Below are 15740 nucleotides of genomic sequence, written 5' to 3' on the forward strand. Positions count from 1 at the left end.
CCATAGCTATCTACGATTAGGGCTGCCCGTGGGCTGCCCTTATTTTTATACATCGCAGGTCAGAGGAAACGATAGAGATCCTGTATATTCTGGCAATTCAGCTTATTGAGCGCTTTCTGGCGCAGTCCATAAATCGTCTTGATACTTTTATTTTTCTCCTGCGCATCCCGTTTGGCCCGTCGTCCGGCGAGTAAGCTGATAAGCACTTCCATCTGGCAGCGGGCCAGTCGGGATTTCATCCTATTTTTCACCGTCAGCCGCTTCTGACTGATGCACGCATGTAAATAGTCATCAAGCTGTTTAACGGTGCAATCTTCAGGAATAAAGCGTTGCGGGTCTATATTTTTATAACATAGTACTAATAATGAAAATATGTTCTCTTTGCCTATTATCGTTATTCTCTCTTGATTCAAATATCGACTATTTTTAACATCGGAAGCGAATCGAAGAAAAACGCATAAATCATTAATATTCTGTAAAACAAAAATAAAACGGTCGGCTTGCGGCCAGAGAGTTAACTGAGTGCCATCATCATTCTTAACGGCCGTCAAAAGCGATACGGGATAATAAATTACATCTTCACTGGAATTTAGTTTCTCGTTTAAAATGCACTCGATCGCCGTATAATAATAATGACATGACGTGAATACAATTATCTTTTTTCGACGCATGCGCTCCTCTCTGAAAAAGTCAGAAAAAATAAGAAGGTGAAAATATCAGAAAAAATATCGCCAGAATTCAGTCTGGCCGTTACTCACTATTGATAGCTCAGTTTAAAATTAACTGCCGCGCTATAATTCCCGGTCGTCAGCGTCACCCCGCCGATTTTTTCAACTCTGGCGTTAAAATTTAATGCGTTATCCCCATTATAAAGCGGGATCCAGTCGGTACTGTTATCAAGCGGGATCAGTTGGTTGTTATAATAAATCCCGATAGCGACCCCGCGCGCAATAGATGCCGGGTTCAGCGCCAGCCGCCCTGGCAGCGCCGTTTCCTCCGCCCCTGAAAAACTCACCGAAACGTTTTGCAGGGTTTGGATATTGCATCCGGTTAGCTGAATGGAGAAATCATGCCAGGCGCCGTAATCATGGGTTTCCAGGTCTTTTTTTGATTCCTCGCCTAAATCCACTTCTATATTTTCAGAATCGGCGCTTAACACGCACGGTGAATCAATAACCTTGACATGAACCCTTACGTCATAGCTATTTTCAAACTGTGCGCCGCTACCAACACTTAATGGTACGGCTTGCACCTGTGTCTGAACGATCATAATACCCAAGGCTAACAGAATATAAGCCATACGCTGAGATACAATATATCTGTTCCCTTTCATCACATATGACCTCAGTTATAGTTAAAACGCAGAACGATATATTTTTCCACATCACCCGTAACAGCGGCCCCCGAAGCATATAAACTGGCTGAATATCTTTTTTCCACCGTACCGCTGGCCGACGTCAGATTATTTATGAAGGTAACAAATTCATTAAAGGGAATAGCGCTGCCCGTTGATTCCTCATTAATTTTTAACGTCGATCCGTTTCCCATATCCATCCCGTCGGTGCCAACCTGCGAGTTCCCTTTTGTTGAGGTATCGAAGTTAATGGTCAAATTAAATCCCTGCCCGCAATCCTCTCCGCCGTCGGTTGAGGCGCTTATCTGAAAATTCTGTTTAGCCAGTAATCCGGCCGACGCGTCCGTCCATGACTGAATCGTCCCAAAATCAATGTTGTTATCGGGTGAAACATGAACCTGCGCCGAGCACTGGATCACATCAATATTTTTTAACCCGGACAACGTAAACTGGTAGTTACCGCCGGGAGTCTTATTGATACCCAACTCGCCGTCCACCTGAAATACGGACAGAGAGTCAACGCCATAGCTGGAACTGGTCATATCGCCGATCTTTTCCAGATACACCTGTACCGTCACCGGCAACATGGTCGGATTACTTGGCGGCAGGCTACCTGACGGACCGGGGGAGACAAACATTCCGGTCGAAACGCGTGAATTGATAGTACCGCCGCCGGCGACCACGCCTAAATCCTGGCCGTTATAGATGATGCCAATGCCAATCCCTGCCCCTATCACCGCACCGTAGGGATTAGGGTAAAAGAAAGCGTATTCGCCATTCGGCCTCGTGTTTTTATAAGCCCAACAGGCCAGATTGCGGCTATAAGTTTTCGACGTCCACAGCCGGCTGCCCACCGGCAGCGTGGACGGGATTTTCATCGAACCTATATTTTCATAATCGGAAACCGACCCTGAAGCCGTCTCCTTATGGCACTCCAGCGCCGCGGCATGAAAAGCCGGCAAAGACAGAAAGAGGGCGGTCAGCAGGCTGGCCAACCCTTTATTACAGGTAAATAATCTGGACATAAGCCACGCCTTCAAATTTATTGGCCAGCATATCCGGGCCGGTAAGACGAAACTGAACCGGCTGGGAAACCGAACCTTGAGCGTTGAGCCCCGCCTCATTCACCGTCCCCATATCGATACCGATACCGATAACGTTAGCGTCGTCTGACAATGAGCAGGTTGAACTAAAAAGCGCGCCATAAAAATAGAGCGTGCCACTATCATGAATTTTTTCATCGGCATAGCTGGAAGGGCTGATTAAACCCAGCCATACGGCGCCCGAAGCCAGCGCCCATCCGCCAAATAGCTTAAAAATAGAAGTCATCATCCACGCTCGTCTATAAGTTAGTTTTTCTGTGCGACCGCGCAGGTATTCTGACGGCATACAAAATGCAATTCCGGATGGCCGCCGTAATCGTTGACATAATACAAATAGAACTCCTGAACCGATGAATCCGCGACATTTACATTCATTACTGATTTGGGCTCAATCATAAAGGCTTTGCCAGTCAACAAATGCACCGGATTACTGCTCTTTTCTTTCGACTGCTTAAGAATATTGCTGACGGTAATAAAGTACGGCGTGGGGTTCTCCACAATAAACTGCTTGCCCGCCTTTTTAATTTTTAGCTGCGTCTGCCAAATATCATTGCGTCCCGGTTTTATTGTCGAAGGACGATAAAACACCTTAATTTCCGACTGCACGGCAATCTGCAATACATTCTCTTTTTCCGGCTTTGGCGGAATTTCGCGGACATTCAGATAAAACAAAGATTCCCGATCCTGCGGTAGTTTATCGACCCCCGAGCTTTTCACCACGCGGATCAGGGTACGTCCGCCGGCCTCAATACGTTGCAGCGGCGGCAATACCGTCAACGGCGCCGAAACCTTGTTGTGATTGCTATCCACCAGCCAGCTTTGCGCCAGAAAAGGGTTTGTCCTGTTTTCATTAATTAAGGTCACCGTAGACGACTGCTCTGCCCCGTCGAAAACAACCCGCGTACGATCAAGATTAATTGCTGCCCGTGAAGCCGGAAGAAATAAAACGCTGCTGGCAAGTAATAAGCCCGGCAACAAACAATAACAACGTTGGTTCATTTACTTTTCTCCGTTTAATTCGGTCGTTGATGACGGTGACTGGCAAGGCAATAGCAGTTGTGCGAAATCATTTAATTTTGCTGGCAGCGTAAACCGGCACTGCGCCTTGCCGTTCCACTGCACCGACAATGTTTCATTCTCTGACACGCCGGTTAAATACGCCTGCCCCCCCTCGGTCACCATCGCGACTTCACGTCCCCGAGCGTTTCTGATCGTCGAGGCGAAAGGCGGGTTACGTCCGTCAGCCAGCGTGATCACGCCAAGCACCTTGCCGCCGCTGACCACCTCAAATTTGCGATAACCAATAGCCCCTTCGGTCAGAGTTCCCTGAACAATCGTCGTATTGGCTTCAATATTATTCGGCAGGTGCTGTACATCGACCCGGGTCGATAGGTCGTAATAGCTGCTGGCGCCGGAAATGACCGCCACGCCATGACCATTAGTGACCACGCTGCCATCGGCGAAAGGAACGCCGGCCACCCCATCCGTATCGACCATGATACGGGTACCGCCGCCAGCGCCTTTCTGATGAGCGGCAATACCATGCCGAGTTGCCGTGACGCCGCCCCGCATCGAGCCGTTCAAATAGGTATAACCGCTCTGCTGCCAGGAAAAACCGAGGCTGGCATTGTTGGAAGAAGCGACATGATTATAAGTCGCGCTGATATAGGTCTTTTCCGTTTCATCGTAGCGCGTACTCAGATCCCAGGAATTATTCTGGTCCTGCTGATTGCTGTAAGTCAGCATTTGCGACATGTTGCCGTTGTAACTGCCCATGCTGTAACCCATCCGTTCCCGGTCACGCAGCGGAATCGAGAAGTTAAGATAGATACTGTCGTCCTGTCGGCCATTAAACATCGTGCGCCAGGCGGACACGCCGGCTGAAATGCCTTTAACCGGGCCAATATCCAGATACTTGTTCAGGGAAACGCCATAGCGATTCTGCTGTCGGGCATCCCAGAATGTCTGCCGGGTATAAGACAGATAGGAGGAAAGTCCAGCCAGCCAGGGGCTTTCGTTGTCAAAGTTTTTCGACAACGTAATCGTGTAACGCTCTTTTTCACTACGGCTATCATTGCCATTATTCAGCGCATACAGATACTGAGACATGCCCATGAATGTTTTTTCGGAAAAGCGATATCCGGCAAAACTGACCTGTCCGTTGATAGACTCAAAACGTTTGGACCAACTGAGCGAAAATGAATGCCCTTTCTGCGCCGGCTTATCGGGCAAATTCGCGCGCGATTGGGTAATATCCGCCGACAACGCCCCGAGCAGATAGAGATTACGCCCTAGCCCCGCCGACCATGACTGATAGCTGTCGGCTAGCGTCGTCCCGCCATATAGCGACCAGGCATTGGACATCCCCCATGAAAATTCGCCGGACGAGAACGCCGGCCCCTGAGTATGGTGAGCGGTATCCGACGGCCGCCCCGCGGAGATTTTGTACTGAATTTGCCCCGGACGAGTCAGATACGGCAGGCTGGCCGCCTCGGTCTGAAACGTTGAAACGGAGCCATCTTCTTCTGTGATCCTCACTTCCAGCGTTCCGCTGACGCCGCTCTTAAAGTCCTGAATAGCAAACGGCCCGGCCGGCACCGTCGTTTCATAGACAACGCGCTTATCCTGCATCACCGTGACCGTAGCATTCGATTTAGCAACGCCGCGGATCTCCGGAGCATACCCTCTCAGCACCGGCGGCAGCATTTCCTCATTGCTCGCCAGGCTGGCCCCGGTGAAACGAATACTGTCGAACAGATTGGTATTGAGGTACATCTCGCCCAGGCTGAGGTCCGCGGACATAAGCGGCAGCGGCCGGTAAGCATAAAACTGATCCCAAGAAAATGCTTCGTTGCGCGTATTCCGGCTTTTGTTCATGAAATAACGGTAGTCCGCGCGGTAGCGCCAGGCGCCCAGATTGAAGCCTGTGGTGCCATAACCGCTCAGATACTGGAACATTCCCGTACTACCGCCACGACGCACATTTCCCGTCAGGTTATAGTCCAGCAACAGTCCGTTGACGCCATGCTCCCATTGCTCGGGCGGCGTCCAGTTTTTATCCGTATACTTCAGCCATGCCTGGGGAATAGTGATGTTTAATTCCCCCATACCGATCTGGTTGGAAATTTTCACGCCGGGAATAGCGGTTAAATCCGCGCACTGTCCATCCGGCGACCAGACAACGCGCGCTTTTGCTTCTGCCTTCATGGCAAATTTATTGATTACCTCAGAATCGAGACACAGTACGGAGGACTTCCCATCGGCCCCGTCCACGAGATAGCGTACCGAGCGCGCGTCAACCGCTTTGCCGTTAACCTTGATGTTCAACCAATACTCGCCGGGAACCACATAGTCCGGATCGGAAAAGCGGCTGAGGTCAATTTCATTTTGTTCATCAATATCCAATACATGAGTATTAAATTCTATCGCCTTACCGTTTTGGGCAAAAAAAGAAACAGCAAAAAAAACAAAAAGACTAAATCTCTTTATTTTCGTTATTCTTTCTTCACACAACAGATTCATAATGAATAGATACCAATGTCATTTTTATTGATTAGAGTAAAAAAAATAAAATTAATAATATGAAACTTTAAAACCGATCAGCGCATGCCAACTTCCGGCTTTAATCGTTTTCATAACAGAAACAAGCTGCACAATAAGGGTTATTGTATTATCGCCATCCGCTAGTTGCTGTATAACTCCCTCCTCCCCTTCAGAAATAATTGTATATGACCGATCCATAATTTTAAGCGCTACCCCATCAGCGTCACCCGACACCGCCCACAAAGCACTATCCCGATCACTCTTCATGCCTTGAAAAATAATATTTACCGTACTCCTGGTTAATCCGCTCCCATTATCTGTTTTTAATAAACAACCGCGAAACTTAATTTCCACTATTCGCTGAGAAATAACAACGTCGGATTTATCACCAATACGTTCCTTCCCCATATCGATGCTTTGGTCTACGGAGTCGGCATCCAGGTAGCAGGGGGTTTCTATTATTTTCCCACCGAACCCCACTAAGCCATGCTCATTCTCCCAGGCAAAACCGTCAGAAAATGAAAGCGAGAAAAATAAGAAAGAAATCATTATCCTGCTGAAAAATAATATTCTCATTCTCGCTCTCATTTAATAACCGGATTAATGGGGCATCTTTCCCTGTTTTATCTCTTATTGGTAAGAAATTACGAAGTTCGCAGTACTTTCGAAAGTACCGGTTGTTACTCCAGTAGCATTGACTGCTTTTTCTACATAGGAACTAAAGCTGAAAGTATTATCACCGTTCGCCAGGTTATAATCGCTAACGGCCGCTATCGCGCCATCAAAAGCAATTGCTTCGCCGGAATATTTAACAACAATACCGGCACCGGTGGCGGAACCGTTCAGCGCCAGCATTTTGTTATTGGAACCCGTTACGGTACCGCCAGAAAATGTCACATTCGCCGTATTCGATGTTTCAATCGCGCAATCTTTCAGCGTGATATCAAAACTTTTAACGTCTGAAGTACCGCCATTCTCCAGAACAACCTTGCTGATATCACCAAACTCAACGCTTTGCTTCAGATCGTCCTGAGATACAGAGCAAGGGGTATTAACGATGTTACCTTTAAACGTTACGACACCATTATGGTTATCGTATGCGTGTACGCCGGTAGACATAACGCAAGATGCAGCAACAATAGTGGCCAGCGCGATTTTTGATAATTTCATGTGTTCATTCCTGCTTTTTGATTGAAATAATTAAATGTCTTACTTACTTGATCCCTGCTGAAAAGGGATAGAGCGCCATGCCCTTCTATCTCTCCATCAATTTCATCGATATGATCGTTCTTTCTCAGTGAGACAGACGACAGCATTTACGCTGCCTTACCACATTTTTTGCATGACCTATGCGAATACTGCATGAATCATGCAACTCTCAATGGATATCGTCATAGGATGAACACGGCGTAATATACACACCACTTACAACGCCAGGCAAACATATTGTTTTAAATAGTATTTTTTAGATTTTATATTTATTATATATGATTTTATAGTTTTTTATTCTATTGGTTTGGGGTTTTAAGTTTTTTAGCAGCATAAACGAGATCGCAGGATATTCTCTTATTGATATTTCCTTTTTCTATAATATAACCAGATGATAAAAACGAACTATTTACCCATTTATATATAATTACTGATGCAGAAAAAGTCTGAATTATCCACTCTTATCTTTTCATCGTCCTGATGTGAATAGTGGGGAAATTTTATAAAAACAGGAAGTAAGACACTCAACCATTCAAAATACTCTTTGACAAGAAAGTATTAAGTTTTTAGACTATTTTTTTAAATCCTGCATTACCATATAGACATACATTCTTAATTAATGTCTTTATAGCGATAGATCATCAACATATGGTTTACTTAATTAATAAATCTGTTATTTTTAGCGAAAAAGACAGCGCTATTTCATGGGTTAATCGCCAGGAAGAGGCCACATCATTAAGCCTCCCTATCGCCAAACTCTTAAAGACCTTGATCAATAACCCCTCGGTCACTCTGAGTAAAGATTTTCTTCTGTCTGAAGTGTTGGAAGGAAACTCATTGTCTCCGTCAATGAACAATCTGAACAATTACATTTCTCTTTTAAGAAAAACCTTGCGTGAATATGATCTTGCAGACCTGCTGGTGACGGTTCCCAAAGTAGGGATCGTGTTCAACATTACGGATATCGAAATATTATCTGACGAAACACTATCTCCTGTCGTTGCGGACGATGTTTCCGAACCGGTTAAGGAGGAACGGAAAGAATACTGGGGATATGTCGTTTTTATCTGTGGCGGAATTTTTGTCGTTCTGACCCTGTTTTTTTATTTCATTCTATCCAGCGATTTCCCTAGCAAAGAAACGTTCAGAGACTACAAAATTAAAAATTGTCAATTATTCTACCTGGATGAAGACCTGTCTCCCGGTGATTTTCCTAAAAAATACAGCAATCTGTGTGAAGAAAATACCAGGGTTTATTATTACTCCAGAAATATTACCCTACCCAATATTGTCACGAGGGAAGAAAACATTATTGTTGCCTGTAAAAAAGAAGGGAAAAGGTGTTCAACCTATGTCTACATTAAAAGTTAAACATACTTTTATTATTACTGCCGTCGCCGTTCTTTTATTTTTAACATCAATGTTATTTTATCATTACAAACACTTAACAGAAAAAACATTTATTTGCCGAGCCGAGATCAATACCAGCATAAAAAATAGTCAGTCCGTTATTGTTAAGAGCTATGTTTTAAACTTTTATCTGGGTAGACAAGGAAAAGGCTCGATAGCCTTGCACGGTGTTTATATCAATGTGGGCCAACCCTCCGACATCATCGAGCGGACGATGATGTTTGATTACAATTGGAACAATAATTACCTACTGATGAAAAACATCACCATGTATAAAAGCCCCATTGATACGGCGCCCGACGACGCGACGCCCTTCAGTAAAAATGAAGTGGTCAAATTTGAGATGCTGACGGATAAAACCTATCTGGTGAGTTCTTTCCGGCCAAGTTTCGCCTGTAGCATCCGGTAGTCAAACGGCTATCCGATAAGTGAAAAGGCAGTCCGCTGCGCTGCCTTATTTCTTCGGTTGCAACGCTTACGGCTGAAACGGCTGGCGGTGAAATGAATCATGCGAGCATTTAGGACAAAGCGGCAGAATTTCCGGCGTATAAAACGCAATATGATGATGACACTTCTCACAAACCAGATTGCCGAGTCCCACAACTTCACCGCTGTGATAAACGCCGTGACGGCTGACATCTTTAAAAAGCTCGTGCCATTCCAACTGCGTTTTATCGGTAATATCGACCAATTCCTGCCAAAGACTTTCTTTAATCACCCTCATAAAGACGCCGTCGGTAAATTCACTCTGGCTTTCATCATAGCTGCGCGCGAACTCTTCCAGATCCCGCTGAACGGCTTGAATCACCTGCTCGCTCTCTTTTTGCGTCAGCTCCGAGCCTTGTTGCAACGTTTCCCGGGCGCGTTGCACCATCTCATTGATATCGCGTTCCCCCTTGTCCAAGCGGGCGGTCACTGAAGCCATCAACTCGCGATAATAGCGGGCAACTTTACTCATGCTTCCTCCTGGATATGCCGGTTGAAATAAGCTACGCAATCCCTTTCTGACGTTCTCCGTCCCTCGAACCAACGAATATTCAATCTATCCTCTTCTATTTTAGACCATTTCATCTCTGCAATGGGGACGAAAGCCGGATTTGAACGATCTTTACCCGTTTTCATATTACAGATCAGAAATATCCCCCAGCCGGGTACAGAGTATTGTTGCCTCAGCCGCTTATCAGCTATGCTATGCGGATCATTTGTATGAATCAGAACACGCTACTGGTGTAGCTATTCTTTACTAATAGGACCCCTGGCAGCCATGCAAGAGCAATACCGCCCAGAAGAGATAGAAGCGCACGTTCAACTTCACTGGCAAGAGAAAAAGACATTCAAAGTGACCGAAGAGCCTGGCAAGGAAAAGTATTACTGCCTTTCCATGCTGCCTTACCCTTCTGGCCGTCTACATATGGGACACGTTCGTAACTACACTATCGGCGACGTGATCTCCCGCTATCAACGCATGCTGGGAAAAAATGTCCTGCAACCCATCGGTTGGGACGCGTTCGGCCTGCCGGCTGAAGGGGCCGCCGTTAAAAACAACACTGCACCGGCGCCCTGGACGTACGCCAATATCGAATACATGAAAAACCAGCTCAAGCTGCTGGGTTTTGGTTACGACTGGGACCGAGAGGTCGCCACCTGTAAACCTGATTACTATCGCTGGGAACAGTGGTTCTTCACCAAACTGTATGAAAAAGGTTTGGTCTATAAGAAAACCTCCGCGGTCAACTGGTGCCCGAACGATCAGACCGTGTTGGCTAACGAACAGGTGATTGACGGCTGCTGCTGGCGCTGCGATACCAAAGTCGAGCGTAAAGAAATCCCGCAGTGGTTTATCAAAATTACCGATTATGCCGATCAGTTGCTCAACGACCTGGACAAGCTGGAAAGCTGGCCGGAACAGGTTAAAACCATGCAGCGCAACTGGATTGGCCGTTCTGAAGGCGTTGAAATCACCTTTGGCGTCGACGGCAGCCAGGAAAAACTGAGCGTCTATACTACCCGCCCGGATACCTTTATGGGCGTGACCTACGTCGCCGTCGCCGCGGGCCATCCTTTGTCGATCCAGGCCGCCGCCAATAACCCGGCGCTGGCTGACTTTATTGATGAATGCCGCAACACCAAAGTCGCCGAAGCCGACATGGCGACCATGGAGAAGAAAGGCATGGCCACCGGCCTGTACGCCATTCATCCGCTGAACGGTGAAAAAGTCGCTATCTGGGTCGCCAACTTTGTGCTGATGGATTACGGTACGGGAGCGGTAATGGCGGTACCGGGTCACGATCAGCGTGACTGGGAATTCGCCACCAAATACGGACTGACGATCAAACCGGTTATCCTGAACAGCGACGGCAGCCAGCCCGATTTATCGACCCAGGCGATGACGGAAAAAGGCCGGTTGTTCAACTCAGGCGAGTTCGACGGCCTGGATTTTGAATCCGCCTTTAACGCCATTGCCGACAAGCTAGTCTCTTTAGGGATTGGCGAGCGCAAAGTCAACTACCGCCTGCGTGACTGGGGGGTTTCCCGTCAGCGTTACTGGGGCGCGCCAATCCCGATGGTGACGCTGGAAGACGGCACCGTCATCCCGACGCCGGAAGATCAACTGCCGGTGATTCTACCGGAAGATGTGGTGATGGACGGCATTACCAGCCCGTTGAAAGCCAATCCCGAGTGGGCAAAAACCACTGTGAACGGTCAGCCCGCATTGCGTGAAACCGATACCTTCGACACCTTTATGGAGTCCTCCTGGTATTATGCGCGCTACACCTGTCCGCAATACGATAAGGGGATGCTGGATCCGGCTGCGGCCAATTACTGGCTGCCGGTCGATCAATACGTTGGCGGCATTGAACACGCCATCATGCACCTGATGTATTTCCGTTTCTTCCACAAGCTGATGCGCGACGCCGGTCTGGTCACTTCCGATGAGCCGGCCAAACGTCTGCTGTGTCAGGGTATGGTGCTGGCGGATGCGTTCTATTATGTCGGCAACAACGGTGAACGTATCTGGGTTTCCCCGGTAGACGTTACCGTTGAACGCGATGACAAGGGCCGCATCGTCAAGGCCGCCGATAAAGACGGCCGTGAAGTTGTCTATGCGGGTATGAGCAAAATGTCGAAGTCCAAAAACAACGGCATCGACCCGCAGGTCATGGTGGAAAAATATGGCGCCGATACCGTTCGCCTGTTTATGATGTTCGCTTCACCGGCGGAAATGACGCTGGAATGGCAGGAATCCGGGGTTGAAGGGGCGAACCGCTTCTTGAAACGCGTCTGGAAGCAGGTGTTCGATCATACGGAAAAAGGCCCGGCTCAGGCGCTGGATGTCGCGACGTTAAGCGAAGATCGGAAGTCGCTGCGCCGCGATCTGCATAAAACCATCGCCAAGGTAACGGATGATATCGGTCGCCGCCAAACCTTCAACACCGCCATCGCCGCCATTATGGAGCTGATGAACAAACTGGCTAAAGCGCCGCAGGAAAGCGAACAGGATCGCGCCCTGACGCAGGAAACCCTGCTGGCGGTCGTTCGTATGCTTTATCCGTTTACCCCGCACATTTGCTTCGCCATGTGGCAGGCATTGCAGGGCGAAGGCGATATCGATACGGCGCCTTGGCCGGCAGCGGATGAAAACGCCATGGTTGAAGACACCAAGCTGGTGGTCATTCAGGTTAACGGTAAAGTTCGCGGTAAAATCACCGTTGCCGCCGATGCCAGCCAGGATCAAGTGCGTGAGCGCGCTGCCGAGGAACCGCTGGTGGCGAAATATCTGGACGGCGTTACTGTACGTAAAGTGATTTATGTCCCTGGCAAACTGCTTAACCTGGTCGTAGGTTAAGGCAAGGAGGATCTGTGCGACATCGTCTATTCACGTTGTTGCTGGGGCTGGCGGTGTTGATCACCGCCGGCTGCGGTTTCCATCTGCGCGGCACAACGCAAGTGCCTGCGCAGCTAAAAATGCTGGTGCTGGACAGCAGCGATCCATATGGCCCGTTAACCCGCGCCGTCCGTGAACAATTGCGCCTCAACGACGTGGCAATTGTCGCGGATGCCGCCCGGCAGGATATTCCCTCTTTGCGGCTCCTGAATATGACGGAAGCCAAAGATACCGTCTCGGTTTTTCAGGACGGGAAAACGGCTGAATATCAAATGGTGCTGACGATCAGAGCACAGGTGCTGATGCCGGGTGAAAATATTTATCCGCTCAGCGTAACGGTATTTCGCACGTTCTTTGACAACCCGCTGGCCGCCTTGGCGAAAGATGCCGAGCAGGACATTATCCGTCAGGAAATGCGGGAACAGGCGGCAGCCCAGCTGGTGCGTAAACTGCTGACCGTTAAAGGCGGTGAAGACGTTAAAAACCGGCAGCAAAGCCCGGAGACTGCCGTCACCCTGCCGTCCAATCGTTCATGATCCGTCTTTACCCGGAACAGCTCGCCGCGCAACTCCATGAGGGGTTGCGCGCCTGTTATTTGATCTGCGGTAACGATCCCCTTCTGCTACAGGAAAGCCTGGACGGCATTCGCCGCGTCGCTCAGCAACAGGCATTCAGCGAACATTTTAGCTTCACGCTGGATGTCCACACCGACTGGGATGCTATCTTCAGTACCTGTCAGGCCCTCAGCCTGTTCGCTACCCGTCAAACGCTATTGCTGATACTGCCGGAAAACGGCCCGAATGCGGCGATGGCTGAAAATCTGGTCAAGCTATCCGGCTTATTGCATCAGGATGTTTTACTGATGCTGCGCGGCAATAAATTGACCAAAGCGCAGGAAAACAGCGCCTGGTTCAAGGCATTGTCAAAAAACGGCGTTTACGTCAGTTGCCTGACTCCGGAGCAGGCGCAGTTACCCCGCTGGGTCGCCCAGCGCGCCAAAGCCATGAAGCTGGATCTGGACGAAGCGGCCGGCCAGCTTATCTGCTACTGCTATGAAGGAAATCTTCTGGCGCTGGCGCAGGCGCTGGAGCGTTTGTCGCTGCTTTATCCCGATGGCAAACTCACCCTGCCCCGCGTTGAGCAAGCGGTTAGCGATTCCGCGCATTTCACGCCGTATCACTGGCTTGACGCACTGCTGGCCGGCAAAAGCAAACGCGCCTGGCATATTCTGCATCAACTCAGACAGGAAGACTGCGAACCCGTTATTCTGCTGCGGACGATACAGCGAGAATTGCTTCTGCTGCTAACCCTGAAACGGCAAATGGCGAAAACGCCGCTGCGTTCGCTGTTTGATCAGCATAAAGTCTGGCAGAACCGCAGGGATCTGTTAACGCAGGCGCTGCAACGTTTGCACATGACGCAGTTGCAACAGGCGATCGGCCTGTTGTCTAAACTGGAGATCACGCTAAAGCAGAATTATGGTCAGTCGGTCTGGCCTGAACTGGAAACCCTTTCCATGATATTGTGCGGTAAAGACCTACCAGAGAGTCTGTTAGATGTTAACTAGTTCTACCCAACACGCTGATTTAACCAAACAAACCGGGCATGACTCCCTGACGGCCTTTTTCGGGGGAACCTTTGATCCTATCCATTACGGCCACCTTAAACCGGTCATCGCGCTGGCAAACATTGTTGGATTAAATCAGGTGGTTATACTGCCGAACAACGTGCCGCCGCATCGCCCGCAGCCGGAAGCCAGTCCGCAACAGCGGCAACGAATGGTCGAACTGGCGGTTGAGGACAACCCGCTGTTTAGCGTGGACGATCGGGAATTACGGCGCCAGCAGCCGTCATATTCAATCGATACGCTGGAAACGCTGCGTGCGGAGCTGGGAAACACGAAGCCGCTGGCGTTTATTATCGGGCAGGATTCATTACTGACGCTGCATCAATGGCAGCGTTGGCAGGATATTCTCAACGTCTGCCATCTGCTGGTTTGCGCTCGCCCGGGCTATCGCTCGAAAATGGATACGCCCGCGTTGCAGCAGTGGCTGGAAGACCATCTCACGCAGGATCCTCACGATCTGCATCGGCAAACGCACGGTTTGATCTTTTTGGCCCACACGCCTTTGGTTACTATTTCAGCAACGGAGATACGCCAACGGCGGCAACAGAACCTCGGCTGCGACGATTTATTGCCTCCGGCCGTGCTGCGTTATATCGACGCGCATAATCTATACCGATAGCATCATGCCGACCCGGCCTTATACCACTCGCCAGCCGCGCATGGTATACTCCGCCGCTGGTTTCCATTACAGAAAAAACCGATAATATCGGCGATTACGCAGCGAAAAATGGTCTTTCCATACCATTTAGCGCAATAAGCGTTCATCCGTCGCCGATGAGTAACTACGAGGGGGAGCATTTGCAAGGCCAAGCACTGCAAGATTTCGTTATTGACAAGATAGATGATTTAAAAGGTCAGGATATCGTTGCACTGAATGTGCAAGGTAAATCCAGTATCACAGACTGCATGATTATCTGTACCGGCACATCCACCCGCCATGTTGCGTCTATCGCCGACCATGTGGTACAAGCGTCTCGTGCCGCCGGACTGATCCCGTTTGGCGTGGAAGGCGAGAATGTCGCCGACTGGGTCGTCGTCGATCTGGGAGATGTGATGGTTCACGTCATGCAGGAAGATAGCCGCCAACTATACGAATTGGAAAAACTTTGGGGCTGACATGAGACTGCAACTGGTCGCCGTCGGCACCAAAATGCCGGACTGGGTACAGACGGGGTTCACCGATTATCTGCGCCGCTTCCCAAAAGACATGCCATTCGAACTGACGGAAATTCCGGCAGGTAAGCGGGGAAAAAACGCAGATATCAAACGCATTCTTGAACGTGAAGGCGAACAGATGCTGGCGGCTGTCGGCAAGGGTAACAGGATTGTTACCTTGGATATTCCCGGAACTCTGTGGGAAACCCCGCAGTTGGCGCAGCAGTTGGAACGCTGGAAACAGGACGGTCGGGATGTCAGCCTGTTAATCGGCGGCCCTGAAGGGTTATCGCCTGAATGCAAAGCCGCGGCGGAGCAAAGTTGGTCGCTATCGCCCTTAACGTTACCTCATCCTCTGGTGCGCGTATTGGTGGCGGAAAGTCTGTACCGAGCCTGGAGCATTACGACTAATCATCCTTACCATCGGGAGTAAGGCGATATGATGACACACGT

At 49.1% G+C, this 15740-nt stretch carries 17 protein-coding genes; 8 read left to right on the plus strand and 9 right to left on the minus strand.

Translation table 11 applies throughout. The features are described 5' to 3' along the window. Positions 1-59: 59 nt before the first annotated feature. The 8 genes from ACN28R_RS12400 to ACN28R_RS12435 all read right to left on the minus strand — a co-directional run bounded on the left by ACN28R_RS12400 (position 60) and on the right by ACN28R_RS12435 (position 7170). The gene (locus ACN28R_RS12400) at positions 60-671 is read right to left on the minus strand and encodes a hypothetical protein (RefSeq protein WP_048635680.1); all 612 of its coding nucleotides are present in this window, start codon (positions 669-671) and stop codon (positions 60-62) included. An 86-nt stretch (positions 672-757) separates the two neighbouring features. Continuing rightward, complete coding sequence (locus ACN28R_RS12405; protein WP_186277444.1) at positions 758-1270, minus strand: fimbrial protein; 513 nt, start codon at positions 1268-1270, stop codon at positions 758-760. A gap of 74 nt (positions 1271-1344) precedes the next feature. Further along, positions 1345-2379 (minus strand): hypothetical protein, encoded by a 1035-nt coding sequence (locus ACN28R_RS12410; protein ID WP_095834564.1) that lies wholly within the window; start codon positions 2377-2379, stop codon positions 1345-1347. After that, entirely contained in the window at positions 2357-2686 is a 330-nt protein-coding gene (locus tag ACN28R_RS12415) for a type 1 fimbrial protein (RefSeq protein ID WP_095834565.1), read from the minus strand. Before ACN28R_RS12415 ends, ACN28R_RS12410 begins: the two co-directional genes overlap by 23 nt. Positions 2687-2703: 17 nt before the next feature. Then, positions 2704-3456, minus strand: coding sequence for a fimbrial biogenesis chaperone (locus ACN28R_RS12420; protein ID WP_095834566.1), 753 nt, complete (start codon positions 3454-3456; stop codon positions 2704-2706). Further along, positions 3457-5979 (minus strand): fimbria/pilus outer membrane usher protein, encoded by a 2523-nt coding sequence (locus tag ACN28R_RS12425; RefSeq protein ID WP_095834567.1) that lies wholly within the window; start codon positions 5977-5979, stop codon positions 3457-3459. It lies immediately after the preceding gene. Between the two features lie 51 nt (positions 5980-6030). Then, on the minus strand, positions 6031-6576 hold the full coding sequence (locus tag ACN28R_RS12430; RefSeq protein ID WP_095834568.1) for a fimbrial protein: 546 nt from the start codon (positions 6574-6576) through the stop codon (positions 6031-6033). Positions 6577-6630: 54 nt separating this feature from the next. Beyond that, positions 6631-7170, minus strand: a complete 540-nt coding sequence (locus ACN28R_RS12435; RefSeq protein WP_095834569.1) for a fimbrial protein — start codon at positions 7168-7170, stop codon at positions 6631-6633. Positions 7171-7857: 687 nt separating this feature from the next. Between ACN28R_RS12435 and ACN28R_RS12440 the strand changes: the two genes are divergently transcribed. Beyond that, the gene (locus tag ACN28R_RS12440) at positions 7858-8580 is read left to right on the plus strand and encodes a winged helix-turn-helix domain-containing protein (protein ID WP_095834570.1); all 723 of its coding nucleotides are present in this window, start codon (positions 7858-7860) and stop codon (positions 8578-8580) included. Next, complete coding sequence (locus ACN28R_RS12445) at positions 8561-9028, plus strand: hypothetical protein (protein WP_048635689.1); 468 nt, start codon at positions 8561-8563, stop codon at positions 9026-9028. Before ACN28R_RS12440 ends, ACN28R_RS12445 begins: the two co-directional genes overlap by 20 nt. Positions 9029-9094: 66 nt before the next feature. Here the strand turns inward: ACN28R_RS12445 and ACN28R_RS12450 are convergent, their stop codons facing one another. Further along, a complete protein-coding gene (locus tag ACN28R_RS12450) occupies positions 9095-9577 on the minus strand; it encodes a zinc ribbon-containing protein (protein ID WP_048635690.1) in 483 nt (160 codons plus the stop codon). A 306-nt stretch (positions 9578-9883) separates the two neighbouring features. Between ACN28R_RS12450 and leuS the strand changes: the two genes are divergently transcribed. The 6 genes from leuS (at position 9884) to rlmH (ending at position 15720) form a co-directional block, all read left to right on the plus strand. Further along, complete coding sequence (gene leuS, locus ACN28R_RS12455) at positions 9884-12466, plus strand: leucine--tRNA ligase (protein WP_048635691.1); 2583 nt, start codon at positions 9884-9886, stop codon at positions 12464-12466. 14 nt (positions 12467-12480) lie between these two features. After that, positions 12481-13041, plus strand: coding sequence for an LPS assembly lipoprotein LptE (gene lptE / locus ACN28R_RS12460; RefSeq protein WP_048635692.1), 561 nt, complete (start codon positions 12481-12483; stop codon positions 13039-13041). Continuing rightward, positions 13038-14072, plus strand: a complete 1035-nt coding sequence (gene holA, locus ACN28R_RS12465; RefSeq protein ID WP_095834571.1) for a DNA polymerase III subunit delta — start codon at positions 13038-13040, stop codon at positions 14070-14072. Before lptE ends, holA begins: the two co-directional genes overlap by 4 nt. Next, on the plus strand, positions 14062-14751 hold the full coding sequence (nadD, locus tag ACN28R_RS12470) for a nicotinate-nucleotide adenylyltransferase (RefSeq protein WP_095834572.1): 690 nt from the start codon (positions 14062-14064) through the stop codon (positions 14749-14751). The genes holA and nadD overlap by 11 nt, the downstream gene beginning before the upstream one ends. 179 nt (positions 14752-14930) lie before the next feature. Beyond that, positions 14931-15248 (plus strand): ribosome silencing factor, encoded by a 318-nt coding sequence (rsfS, locus tag ACN28R_RS12475; protein WP_048635695.1) that lies wholly within the window; start codon positions 14931-14933, stop codon positions 15246-15248. Between the two features lies 1 nt (position 15249). Continuing rightward, entirely contained in the window at positions 15250-15720 is a 471-nt protein-coding gene (gene rlmH, locus ACN28R_RS12480) for a 23S rRNA (pseudouridine(1915)-N(3))-methyltransferase RlmH (protein WP_048635696.1), read from the plus strand. The last annotated feature ends 20 nt before the right edge of the window (positions 15721-15740 follow it).

The organism is Brenneria goodwinii (assembly GCF_002291445.1).
Lineage (GTDB): Bacteria > Pseudomonadota > Gammaproteobacteria > Enterobacterales > Enterobacteriaceae > Brenneria > Brenneria goodwinii.

Coding starts and splice junctions, on each gene's coding strand:
- ACN28R_RS12400 (WP_048635680.1), bottom strand. CDS start 671: ATGCGTCGAAAAAAGATAATTGTATTCACGTCATGTCATTATTATTAT.
- ACN28R_RS12405 (WP_186277444.1), bottom strand. CDS start 1,270: ATGATCGTTCAGACACAGGTGCAAGCCGTACCATTAAGTGTTGGTAGC.
- ACN28R_RS12410 (WP_095834564.1), bottom strand. CDS start 2,379: ATGTCCAGATTATTTACCTGTAATAAAGGGTTGGCCAGCCTGCTGACC.
- ACN28R_RS12415 (WP_095834565.1), bottom strand. CDS start 2,686: ATGATGACTTCTATTTTTAAGCTATTTGGCGGATGGGCGCTGGCTTCG.
- ACN28R_RS12420 (WP_095834566.1), bottom strand. CDS start 3,456: ATGAACCAACGTTGTTATTGTTTGTTGCCGGGCTTATTACTTGCCAGC.
- ACN28R_RS12425 (WP_095834567.1), bottom strand. CDS start 5,979: ATGAATCTGTTGTGTGAAGAAAGAATAACGAAAATAAAGAGATTTAGT.
- ACN28R_RS12430 (WP_095834568.1), bottom strand. CDS start 6,576: ATGAGAATATTATTTTTCAGCAGGATAATGATTTCTTTCTTATTTTTC.
- ACN28R_RS12435 (WP_095834569.1), bottom strand. CDS start 7,170: ATGAAATTATCAAAAATCGCGCTGGCCACTATTGTTGCTGCATCTTGC.
- ACN28R_RS12440 (WP_095834570.1), top strand. CDS start 7,858: ATGGTTTACTTAATTAATAAATCTGTTATTTTTAGCGAAAAAGACAGC.
- ACN28R_RS12445 (WP_048635689.1), top strand. CDS start 8,561: ATGTCTACATTAAAAGTTAAACATACTTTTATTATTACTGCCGTCGCC.
- ACN28R_RS12450 (WP_048635690.1), bottom strand. CDS start 9,577: ATGAGTAAAGTTGCCCGCTATTATCGCGAGTTGATGGCTTCAGTGACC.
- leuS (WP_048635691.1), top strand. CDS start 9,884: ATGCAAGAGCAATACCGCCCAGAAGAGATAGAAGCGCACGTTCAACTT.
- holA (WP_095834571.1), top strand. CDS start 13,038: ATGATCCGTCTTTACCCGGAACAGCTCGCCGCGCAACTCCATGAGGGG.
- nadD (WP_095834572.1), top strand. CDS start 14,062: ATGTTAACTAGTTCTACCCAACACGCTGATTTAACCAAACAAACCGGG.
- rlmH (WP_048635696.1), top strand. CDS start 15,250: ATGAGACTGCAACTGGTCGCCGTCGGCACCAAAATGCCGGACTGGGTA.